This window comes from Streptomyces sp. NPDC051940 (genome assembly GCF_040680895.1).
Taxonomy (GTDB): Bacteria; Actinomycetota; Actinomycetes; order Streptomycetales; family Streptomycetaceae; genus Streptomyces.
The window spans coordinates 35197-45204 of sequence record NZ_JBFAXR010000071.1; the positions used below are offsets into that span (position 1 = coordinate 35197).

Sequence of the window (10008 nt, forward strand, 5' to 3'; positions counted from 1 at the left end):
ATACGGTCGCCCCCCATCCGGTGAGGTTGACTGCGCGGCATGGCCCAACTGCGCACCGACCGCCTACTCCTTCGCCGCTGGCGGGAGTCCGACCTCGGCCCCTGGGCGGCGATGAACGCCGATCCCGAGGTCCGGGAACACCTGGGCGCCCCGCTGACGCGGGAGCAGAGCGACGCCTCGGTGGCGGACATGCGGAGCGCGTTCGACGAGCGCGGGTACGGGTGGTGGGCGGTGGAGGTGCTGGGGACCGGCGAGTTCGTCGGCCGGGTCGGGCTGGACGCGGTGGACGCGAGCCTGCTCGGCCTCCCCGAGATCGTCGCGTCGACCACGGTCGCCAACGCACGCTCCCAGGCGGTGATGCGCCGCCTCGGCATGACCCGCGACCCTGCAGACGACTTCGACGACCCGACCGTCCCACCGGGCCCGCTGCGCCGGTGTGTGCTGTACCGGATCCGCCCGTGACCAGTGCCTTCCTCGACCGGCGGCGTTGAGAAGCGGGTCGCTGGAAATCCGTGCGCCACGCGTGTCGAGAACGCCGCCCCGGCTCCGTCCTGTGTACGTCAGGGGCCCACAACGGGCCCACGCGACGCAGAAGGAGAACCCTCATGGCGATTCAGCGGATGGACAACGTCGGCATCGTCGTCGACGATCTCGAGGCCGCACTCGCGTTCTTCACCGAGCTCGGCATGGAGATCGAGGTCAAGGCGGCGATCGAGGGCCGCTGGGCGGACCGCACCGTCGGACTCGACGGCGTCCGGAGCGACATCGCGATGCTGCGGACCCCGGACGGCCACGGCAAGCTCGAGCTGGTGCGGTACCGCAGCCCCGCGGCCGTCAACCCCGGGCCCGAGAACCCGCCGCCCAACACGCGGGGCCTGCACCGTGTCATGTTCGCCGTGGACGACATCGACGACACCCTCGCCCGCCTGCGCCCGCACGGCGCGGAGCTCCTCGGCGAGGTGGCGCGGTACGAGGACAGCCACCGGCTGTGCTACCTCCGCGGCCCCGCGGGCATCATCGTCGCCCTCGCCGAGGAGATCGGCTGACCGGCCGACCGACCGGAACCGCTGGATCGACCGCGACCGCCGACCGGAGGAACAACCATGCAGCCCAACGAGATCGCCGAAGTCCTGAACCGACCGCTCAGCCGGGAACTGCTGGCCCGCGACATGACCCGCCTGGCGTACGTCGCCAAGGACGGCACACCCCGCAACATCCCGATCATCTTCACCTGGAACGGCTCGGAGGTGGTGGTGTGCACCCCCAAGAACGCCCCCAAGCTCCACGCCCTGCGCGCGAACCCGATGGTCGCCCTGACCATCGACACCGAGGTGCACCCGCCCAAGATCCTGCTCATCCGCGGCCGGGCGGAGCTCGATTACGTCGACGGCATCCCGGCCGAGTACCTCCAGTCGACCAGCACCTACGAGATGACGCCGGAACAACGGGTCGTGTGGGAGGCGGAGGTGCGTTCGCTCTACGCCGACGGCATGGTCCGGATCGTCGTGACCCCGACCTGGGCGAAGCTGATCGACTTCGAGACGACGCTGCCGAGCCCGGTGGAGGAGCTGATCCGGCAGCGGGAGGAGCGCCGGCGCGACTGAGCGGTCAGGCGTTCACGTCGTACGCCCGGCGCAGCACGGCGGCGACGGTGTCGTCGACGTCGTCGACCCCGGTGAGGGCCAGCCGTACGTCCATCTCGTCGCCGAACCCTTCGCCGTCAGCAGCCGCCCGCCGGGGGTCTCGCCCGGCAGGCGCAACCCCACGTCCACCCGGGTGCGCGTCGTCGGCCGCACCCGGGCGAAGGTGCGCCGCGGGCCCACCAGGGCCACGAACGTCTTGCGCGCCTGCACGGTCACCTCGGGCAGCTCCGCCGCCCGCAGCAGCACCGCGTCGAGCACCGGCCGCAGCTCCGGCCGGTCGGCGTACTGCGCGTCGATCAGCTCGTCCGGGCTCTGCCGGAGGAAGGCGGGGTAGCCGAAGGTCTCGTGCACCAGCAGCATCTGGGCGTAGCCGCGCACGCCGTGGCTCTCCAGCCACGCGCGCAGCTCGGCCTCAGCGCCCGGCGCGAGCGCACGGATGCGCTCGTTCCACACCGCCAGCGTCTCCCCGGAGCCCTGCTCGAGGAGCCCGACCTGCCACGCCCGCATCTCCTGCCAGGACCTGACCTGGGGTTTCTCCGCCACGGGGCCAGACTAGCCGGACAGCAGACGGTCCCGAGTCCGTGACCTCGCGCCGGTACGACGAAAGCGCCCCGGACCGGCGACTCCGTCGACGGCACCAAGCGGAATGCTGACCTCCTGTCCAAGTGATGTAACGATCACGCACATCCGGGAGATCGCCGATCTCGGCGGGCATCATCGACCTGGCCGGCCGAGCCGATCGGACCGGATGACCACACACGGGGGATGACCATGCGCGCTGCCCGCACCGACTGGAAGACCTACGCCCTGGGGACCGCGGTCCTCGCCGCCCTCCTCTCCACCACGGCCTGCGAGTCGGACGGCAAGGACAACGCCTCGGCGCCCACCCCGTCCACCACGCCGAGCGCGACCGGCGGCTCCACCGAACCCGGCAGCGGGGAATCCGGCGCCGCCGACGGCTCGCAGGTCACCGACGACTCGGGCTCGGACAGCTCCGGCGGGTCGGGCGGCACCGACGACAGCGCGACCGGCACCGCCGCCTGCGCGGCCGGTGACGTCTCGGTCTCCGCGACGCTCTACCCGCACGACGAAGCCCGGCACATGCTCCTGACGGTCACCAACACCGGCGACAGGAAGTGCACCCTCTACCGCTATCCGATCGTCCGCTTCGACAGCGGCCGCGAGGACCAGGTCGGCCCGCTGGAGTCCGCGATGGACGACGTCACGATCGCGCCGGGCGCCAAGGCGTACGCGGGCATGCTGCTGTTCCGGATCGGCGCGCCGACCGACGCCGTGGAGACGGTGACCGTCAGCCTGCAGGGGCCGGTCTCCAACGAGGATCCGGACAGCGCGCCGGTCAAGGTCACCCTGCCGGACGAGGCACCGTTCCTGAACATCGACGACAACCCCGGGGTCTCGTACTGGAACGCCAGCCGCGAGAAGGCCGAGGACTACATGTTCAAGGCGGCCGGCGGCAACTGACGCCCGCCCCGTCCGTCACCCGCGGCCGGCCGACTCGCGCCACTCCTTGCTGATGCTGCGCATCAGGGGCGGGTAGACCAGCACGTGCCGGAACGGGGCGATCAGCGCCATGTACGCCCTGCCGAACCAGCCGTTCGGCTTCACCAGCACCGCCATCTGGCCCCGGTAGCCGCCGTGTTCGGTGTCCGGGACCCAGCTCAGGTGCATCACCCCGTGCACGGTGCTGTTGGCCATCTCGGAGGCCCACTCGTCGTCCGTCAGGTACACCGACGTGAACGGCAGGCGCTCGAACTCCGGGCCGGGCGGGGCATCGCGCAGGTCCTGCGGGAGACGGTCGCGCAGCGTGCGGACCCGGGTGCCCACTCCCTGCTTCGGGTCGTCCCAGCCGAAGAGCCTGCCGAGCTTCCAGCGGATCGCGAAGAGCGTGCGGGCGATCCAGGAGGGGGAGTTCGAGGTGTCGCCCGCGGTCGTGTTGCGTATCAGGCGGGCGAAGTCGTCGGGGCCGCCGGGCGTGGGCAGGGCCCATACGTCGTAGAGGCGGAAGTCCGGCGCGATCTCGTGGATTCGCCAGGGGCGGGAGGTGTGTTCGGTGTCGGGCAGCTTCATGGTGATGTCTCCTTCTGGGCTTCGGGGTCGGTGTCATCGAGGTCCGCGGCCCCGGGCGGGAGCCCCAGCGCCCCCGCCGCGGCCGCGACCACCAGCGACGCGTCCTGCGGGACACGGCCCGACAGCCAGATCGTCGTACCCTCGACCGCTCCGACGAACGCGAGCGCGAGCGTCCGCGCCGGCGGGCCTTGCGGGATCGAGCCCGCCTCGCGGCCGGCCTCGACGTAGCCGGTGCAGAGGGCGACCAGGTTCTCGTACGCCCCCTCCACCTCGCGGCCGATGGGATGGTCCCGGCCGGTGAACTCCAGGCGCAGCGCCACCGCGACACGGGCGATGTCACGGCGGCAGAACAGGGCGTGCGCGCGGGCGAGGGTGAGCAGGGCGGCGACGGGGTCGGTCTGCCGCAGGACGTGCCGGCCGACCTCCTCCTCCCACCTCTCCAGCACCCACCGCATCGCGGCCAGCGTCAGGTCCTGCTTGTCCTTGAACTGGTGGTACAGCGCGCCGCGGGTGTAGCCCGCGTCCCTCGCCACCTGCTCCAGGACGAGGTTGCCGTAGCCGTACCGGGAGAGCCCGCGGGCGGCCGACTCCAGGAGCGCGTCGCGGGTGCGCGCGCGCCGTTCGGCCTGGGTCGTGCGGCTTCCCTCCGGTGCCGGGGGTCGGCTGCCCTCCGCCTTACGTACATGCATGTATGTATGTATGTTATCGACCGCCCTGTCGCCCCGCACGGCGGGGTCCGCGTCAGCCGGGGCGCCGGGCCGCCCAGACGGTGCGTTCCGTACGGACCGCCAGGTCGGCGCGGGTCAGGAGGCTGCCGGGGTCGAGCAGCCGGTCGAGCGCGGCCAGGTCCTGCGGGGCGAGGGCGTCCGCGACGCTGTGCCGCAGGCGCTGCAGGCTGGTCATCGCGTACGTGCCGACCGCCGGGTTGCGGGCGCCGTCGATGTGCACGGTGAGGGTGCGTTCGCCTTCGACGGTGAATCCGGCGGCGGTCAGCTTCGGGCCCCAGTCGGCGCCGCGGTGCGACACGTGAGAGGCGTGGAAGCGCTCGCTCGCCGCATGGCAGCGGTCCTCGAGACCGGGCCGGTCCTCGGGGGCGTCCGGGGGCAGGAACCGCGGGAAGCCGGACAGCTCCACCACGGCGAACAGCCCGCCGGGAGCAAGCAGTTCGCGGACCGCGCGCAGCGCTCGGTCGGGATGGGCGACGTGGTGCATCGAGGCCGAGGCCCACACCAGGTCCGGGGTGCCGAGGTCGGGCCAGCGGTCGGCGTCGAGGTCGGCCTGCACGATCTGCACGCGGTCCTCCGCTCCGCGGGCGCACACCTTCTCCCGGAGGCGCTGCAGATGCGCGGCGGAGGAGTCGACGGCGGTGACGCGCGCTTCGGGGAACCGGTCGAGGAGGGCGAAGGCCCCCGCTCCCGTCCCGCAGCCCAGGTCCACGATGCGGCGGGGCGTCGACCGGAGCGGCAGCCACTCGGTGAGGGCGGCGAGCTGCTCGGCCAGGACCTCGGCGTCCAGATCCAGGATCTCCGCCTGGCCGCCGGCGTCGGCGTCGGCGTGTACAGGATGGGGGTGCGGGTGCGCGTGGTTCATACCGCCCACGCTAAGTCCCGCATGCCTCTCCGGCAGCCTCCCTCCCGGTTTCGGCAAGAAGATCGGGGCCTCTGCTGCCCGCGGCGCAAGGAACGCGCTCAGGACCGGCGATCACGTGCCGCCGCCCTCCGTCCGGAGGAGGGTGTCCCGCTGGTGGCCGCGGCGGGCGTCGCGGTCGAAGATGCCCAGGATCTCGCAGGGTCCGCCCTCGGCGCCGATGGCGTGGGGCAGCATGGTGGGGAACTCGGCGGCCTGGTTGGTCTCGATGCGCAGGCGCCGGTGGCCGAGCATGAGGATCGCGGTGCCGGAAAGCACGACGAGCCATTCGCGGCCGGGGTGGGCGCGCATCCGGGCGGGGTTGTCCGGCGGCGGCTCGGTCATCCGCTGGCGTACGACGCTCATCCCGGGTTCGCCCTTGATCGCCCAGCGCATCAGGCCGTGGGCGCCGTCGATCACCGGGCTGGTGACGACGTCGTCGGACGCGGTCTCCACGAGCTGGTCCAGGGTGGTGTCCAGGGCGCGGGCCAGGGTGACGAGCTGGTCCAGGGCCAGCCGCCGCTGCCCGTTCTCGATCCGGCTCAGCGACGACTGGCTCAGGTTCGCGCGGTTGGCCAGCTCCTCGAGCGACCAGCCCTGCGCGACCCGCAGGGCCCGGATGCGTTTGCGTACGAGGCCGTCCAGCTCGTCCCGGTCTTGCTCCATGGGCAACATCGTATGCCCGATCTGCAAGGCGGGATCGTTGCCGACCCTCGTCGCCCCGGCCAGAGGCCCCTACACCCACACCGTCCCGAGCCACGCCGCCACGCCCGCCAGCACGAGCAGGGTGATGTTCAGGCCGGTCTCGCGCACCTCACCACGCGAGAGGTGCAGCGCCATGCCGCCGATCTGCACGGCCACCAGGCCGACGGCGGCCGCGACGGCCAGGCCCGCCGCGATCCCGGTCAGGGGCGGGAGGACCAGGCCGATCGCGCCGAGCACCTCGAGCGTGCCTATCAGCTTCACCAGCGGCATCGGCACGGTGTCGACCCACGCCATCATCGGCCGGAGCTCCTCCTGGCCCTGCAGGACCTTCTTGCCGCCGGCGTAGGCGTAGAACAGGGCCAGGAGTCCGGCGACGATCCAGTACGCGACCTGCATGGGGAGTTGCCCCTCCTGTTGGTTACGGGATGTAGGAGGCCCCATGATGAGTCACCGTGAAGGGGCTTACAAAAGGCACACGCGTGTGCGCAGGGCACAGGGAGCTGTCATGTCGGAGTACGAACACACCTGCCTGATCAGGGGAGACGGCGGCCAGTCCGTACGCGCCGTGCTGGACCGGATCTGCGACAAGTGGACGCTCCTGATCGTGGCCACGCTCGAGGCGGGGCGGCTGCGCTTCACCGAACTGCAGCAGCACATCCCGGGTGTCTCACAGCGCATGCTGACGCTGACCCTGCGCAACCTCGAACGGGACGGCCTCGTCTCGCGCACGGTCCACGCCGAGGTGCCGCCCCGGGTCGAGTACGAGTTGACGGCCCTGGGCAGGAGCCTCATCCCGCCCGCCCTCACACTGGCCGGCTGGGCGATCGAGCACAACGCGGAGATCCAGGCGAGCCGCGACGCCTACGAGAGCAGGCGCAGGCAGCCGTAGACCGAGGACATGCCACGGAGGACGCCATGACACACACCCCAGACGATCCGGCCGCCGCACCGCCCGGCCGCCCGCCCGTCGTCGACCTGGCCACCTGGCAGGCCGCCCGGGACGAGCTGCTGGTCCACGAGAAGGCGTACACCCGCGAGGGCGACGCCCTCGCGGCGGCCCGCCGCCGGCTGCCGATGGTGGAGTTCGACGGGACGGTCGAGGTCGTCGGGGCCGACGGCCCGGTGCCGTTCCTGGACCTGTTCCAGGGCCGCGACGAGCTCGTCGCGTACAAGCACATGTGGTACGACGGCGCCCCGCACCAGGGCCAGTGCGAGGGCTGCACCACCACGGTCTGGCATCTGAAGGACGCCGTCTACCTCAACGCCCGCGGCGTCTCGTTCGCCGTCCTGACCACCGGCAGGTGGGAGGAGGTGTCCGCGTACACCGCGTTCATGGGCTACACCCAGCCCTGGTACTCGGTCCGCGGCGTGGACGGTCCGGCCGGCGGGGACATGGGCTTCCTCACCAGCTATCTGCGCGACGGCGACCGCGTGTTCCTCACGTACTCCACGACGGGCCGCGGCAACGAGCGGGTCAACGCCTCCCTGGGCCTGCTGGACATGACGCCTTGCGGCCGCGGCGAGGCCTGGGAGGACAACCCGGAGGGTTGGCCCAAGGGCGGTACGCCGTGCTGGTCCTGGCGCTCGGACGCCGAAGGCAACCCCACCTGGGGCCCGACCAGTCGACCGGTCCCCCAGTGGACCCGCCCGGGCGCGACACCGGTGGACACGCTCGGCCGGCGCGGGCACCACCACTGAGGCGACGCCGGGGCGGCGGCCGCTACGGGACGTTCCAGGCGGCGATGACGGGCTGCCCGTCCTCGGTGGCCAGGAAGCTGAGCGTGCCGGGGTGCGGGTGCCCCAGCAGGCGGCTCGCGGACGCGTTGAGGCCGAGCCAGCGCGTGGTGAGCACGCGTGCCAGATGACCGTGGGCGACGACGGCGACGTCGCCGTCGGCCAACAGCGGGCGGATCCGGTCGAGTACGGCGTCCGTGCGCGCGGCCACCTGCTGGAGCGTCTCGCCGGGACGGTCGGCGCCGCCGGGTCCGACACCGTCCCGCCACAGGTCCCAGCCCGGGCTCGTCTCCCTGATCTGCGCCGCGGTGAGGCCCTCGTAGCCGCCGTAGTCCCACTCCACCAGGTCGGGGTCGGGTTTGACGCCGGTCAGGTCCGCCAGCTCGGCCGTCCGCAGGGCGCGGCTCAGCGGGCTGCTGAACACGGCGACCGGACGGCGCCGGGCCAGTCTCCCGGCGAGGGACCTGGCCTGGGCCTCGCCCGCCTCGGTCAGCGGTACGTCGGTGCGGCCCGCATGCCGGCCCGACAGGCTCCACTCGGTCTGACCGTGCCTGATCACTATCAGCTCTCCCATGACCGGGCAGGATATGTGATCTTGCGCGATCCGTAATCCTCTCGACAGCCGGGAACACGACCGCGAGGATGGCGGCCATGGCCGCCACCGCGTTCCCCGTGCTGTGGCTGTGCGGGCCGCCCGGCGTCGGCAAGACCACGGTCGCCTGGGAGTTGTACTCGCAGCTCGGGCGGGAGGGCGTCGCGAGCGGTTTCGTCGACGTCGACCAGTTGGGGATCTGCTACCCCGAGATGGTGACGGACCCCGGCCGGCATCGTCTGAAGGCACGCAACGTCGCCGCGATGGTGGACGGTTTCCGGGCGGCCGGTGCCGCGTGCCTCATCGTCGCGGGCGTGGTCGACCCCGGATTCGGGGTGCACACCGAGGAGATCCCGCGGGCCGCCGTGACCGTCTGCCGGCTGCGTGCCGACGCGGACGTGCTCCGCCGGCGGTTCACCGGCCGCGGCGGCCCGGCCGGGTCGGTCGACGACGTGCTGCGCGAAGCGGCAGCCCTCGACGCGGCCGACGTCACCGATACCTGCGTGGACACCACCGGCCTTCCGGTGACCGAGGTGGCGCGGCTGGTGGGAGAACGCACTGGCGGCTGGCCCGGCACGGTCCGACCGGCCAACGCCCCTGTGCCGTCGGCGGTCCCCGGGCAGCCGGGAGCCGGCGCCCCGGTGCTGTGGCTGTGCGGCGCCACCGGCGTCGGCAAGTCGACGGTCGGCTTCGAGGTCTACCGAAGAATCCTGAGCACCGGCACCACAGCCGCGTACCTCGACCTCGACCAGCTCGGCTTCTACCGGCCCGCCCCGGCCGGCGATCCGGGCAACCACCGCGTCAAGGCCCGCAACCTGGCCGCCGTGTGGCGGACCTACCGCGCGGCGGGCGCCACGTGCCTGGTCATGACCGGCCCGGCAGAGGACACGTCCACGGTCGAGGCGTATGCCGACGCGTTGCCGGGCGCCGATCTCACGCTGTGCCGGCTGCACGCCGGACCGGAGCATCTGACGGAGCGCATCATGTCCCGTCGGCACGGAGGCAGTTGGCCCCAGCCCGGCGACCCGCTGCGCGGGCAGCCCGCCGCCCGGCTGCATCGCGTGGCCGACCGGGCGGCCGCGGCGGCCGCCGCGATGGAGGGAACCGGGATCGGCGATCTGCGCATCGACACCGATGGACGCAGCGTCGAAGGCGTTGCCGATGCGATCAATACCGCGTGGGCGGAACGGCGTTACGCCCGCCCGGGCCCCGCTCACGCCGATCGACGGCGTGAGCGGTAGGTAGGACGACGGGGGGAGTCACCGTGCCGGTCACCCAAGTGATCAGCAGCAGTGGGATGTTCGCGCTCATGACCCTGCTCGCGCTGCGGCCGCCCCGGCCGCGGCGTTCGACTCCCTTCACGCTGAGCTTCGTCCTGACGTTCCTGATCAACGAGCAGCCGTTTCTGGCGCTCTACCTGCTGGCCGCCGGTGCGGTCCCGCCCTTGGTGGCCGCAGAGGCGGGCACGCCGACCCGGTGGCTGGGCGCGGGCGTGGCCGCGGCCACCGCGGGCGGGCTGGTCGTGCTGGCGGTGGGGGGGCGCCCCGCCCGCCCCCGCCGGGCCGCCGCGCGGCGTGCGGGGGGCGGGAGTGGACACGTCAGAACTCCAGTGACTTGCCG

14 protein-coding genes and 1 pseudogene are annotated in these 10008 nt (G+C 72.5%); 8 read left to right on the forward strand and 7 right to left on the reverse strand.

The genetic code is table 11. The features are described 5' to 3' along the window. Positions 1-39 precede the first annotated feature (39 nt). From AB0M28_RS25105 to AB0M28_RS25115, 3 genes are all read left to right on the forward strand, one after another. On the forward strand, positions 40-462 hold the full coding sequence (locus AB0M28_RS25105) for a GNAT family N-acetyltransferase (RefSeq protein WP_365409094.1): 423 nt from the start codon (positions 40-42) through the stop codon (positions 460-462). Between the two features lie 143 nt (positions 463-605). Continuing rightward, complete coding sequence (locus tag AB0M28_RS25110) at positions 606-1046, forward strand: VOC family protein (RefSeq protein ID WP_365409097.1); 441 nt, start codon at positions 606-608, stop codon at positions 1044-1046. A 57-nt stretch (positions 1047-1103) separates the two neighbouring features. After that, entirely contained in the window at positions 1104-1604 is a 501-nt protein-coding gene (locus AB0M28_RS25115) for a pyridoxamine 5'-phosphate oxidase family protein (protein ID WP_365409099.1), read from the forward strand. A 12-nt stretch (positions 1605-1616) separates the two neighbouring features. Here the strand turns inward: AB0M28_RS25115 and AB0M28_RS25120 are convergent, their stop codons facing one another. Then, entirely contained in the window at positions 1617-2186 is a 570-nt protein-coding gene (locus AB0M28_RS25120) for a DUF5655 domain-containing protein (protein WP_365409102.1), read from the reverse strand. Positions 2187-2408: 222 nt separating this feature from the next. Here AB0M28_RS25120 and AB0M28_RS25125 point away from each other — a divergent pair, with 222 nt between their 5' ends. Next, positions 2409-3125, forward strand: coding sequence for a DUF4232 domain-containing protein (locus AB0M28_RS25125; protein ID WP_365409105.1), 717 nt, complete (start codon positions 2409-2411; stop codon positions 3123-3125). A gap of 15 nt (positions 3126-3140) precedes the next feature. Here AB0M28_RS25125 and AB0M28_RS25130 read toward each other — a convergent pair whose 3' ends face one another. From AB0M28_RS25130 to AB0M28_RS25150, 5 genes are all read right to left on the reverse strand, one after another. Beyond that, a complete protein-coding gene (locus AB0M28_RS25130; RefSeq protein WP_365409108.1) occupies positions 3141-3731 on the reverse strand; it encodes a DUF2867 domain-containing protein in 591 nt (196 codons plus the stop codon). Beyond that, positions 3728-4420 carry a TetR/AcrR family transcriptional regulator gene (locus AB0M28_RS25135; RefSeq protein ID WP_365409111.1) on the reverse strand — a complete coding sequence of 231 codons (693 nt, stop codon included), beginning with the start codon at positions 4418-4420 and terminating at the stop codon, positions 3728-3730. The genes AB0M28_RS25130 and AB0M28_RS25135 overlap by 4 nt, the downstream gene beginning before the upstream one ends. A 52-nt stretch (positions 4421-4472) precedes the next feature. Then, the gene (locus tag AB0M28_RS25140) at positions 4473-5321 is read right to left on the reverse strand and encodes a class I SAM-dependent methyltransferase (RefSeq protein WP_365409114.1); all 849 of its coding nucleotides are present in this window, start codon (positions 5319-5321) and stop codon (positions 4473-4475) included. Between the two features lie 111 nt (positions 5322-5432). After that, the gene (locus AB0M28_RS25145) at positions 5433-6023 is read right to left on the reverse strand and encodes an XRE family transcriptional regulator (RefSeq protein WP_365409117.1); all 591 of its coding nucleotides are present in this window, start codon (positions 6021-6023) and stop codon (positions 5433-5435) included. Between the two features lie 69 nt (positions 6024-6092). Continuing rightward, positions 6093-6458: a DoxX family protein gene (locus AB0M28_RS25150; protein WP_365409120.1), complete on the reverse strand. Its 366-nt coding sequence runs from the start codon at positions 6456-6458 to the stop codon at positions 6093-6095. Positions 6459-6567: 109 nt separating this feature from the next. On the opposite strand from AB0M28_RS25150, the gene AB0M28_RS25155 reads away from it, so the two are divergent. Together AB0M28_RS25155 and AB0M28_RS25160 are read left to right on the forward strand one after the other, a co-directional pair. Continuing rightward, the gene (locus AB0M28_RS25155; RefSeq protein ID WP_365409123.1) at positions 6568-6951 is read left to right on the forward strand and encodes a helix-turn-helix domain-containing protein; all 384 of its coding nucleotides are present in this window, start codon (positions 6568-6570) and stop codon (positions 6949-6951) included. Positions 6952-6977: 26 nt separating this feature from the next. Further along, a complete protein-coding gene (locus AB0M28_RS25160; RefSeq protein WP_365409125.1) occupies positions 6978-7760 on the forward strand; it encodes a DUF899 family protein in 783 nt (260 codons plus the stop codon). A gap of 22 nt (positions 7761-7782) precedes the next feature. On the opposite strand, the gene AB0M28_RS25165 is transcribed toward AB0M28_RS25160, so the two are convergent. Beyond that, positions 7783-8370 (reverse strand): histidine phosphatase family protein, encoded by a 588-nt coding sequence (locus tag AB0M28_RS25165; protein WP_365409128.1) that lies wholly within the window; start codon positions 8368-8370, stop codon positions 7783-7785. Positions 8371-8447: 77 nt separating this feature from the next. On the opposite strand from AB0M28_RS25165, the gene AB0M28_RS25170 reads away from it, so the two are divergent. Both AB0M28_RS25170 and AB0M28_RS25175 read left to right on the forward strand, forming a co-directional pair. Further along, on the forward strand, positions 8448-9629 hold the full coding sequence (locus AB0M28_RS25170; protein ID WP_365409130.1) for an AAA family ATPase: 1182 nt from the start codon (positions 8448-8450) through the stop codon (positions 9627-9629). A 23-nt stretch (positions 9630-9652) separates the two neighbouring features. Continuing rightward, positions 9653-10008, forward strand: a pseudogene (locus tag AB0M28_RS25175) (hypothetical protein); the annotation flags it as partial.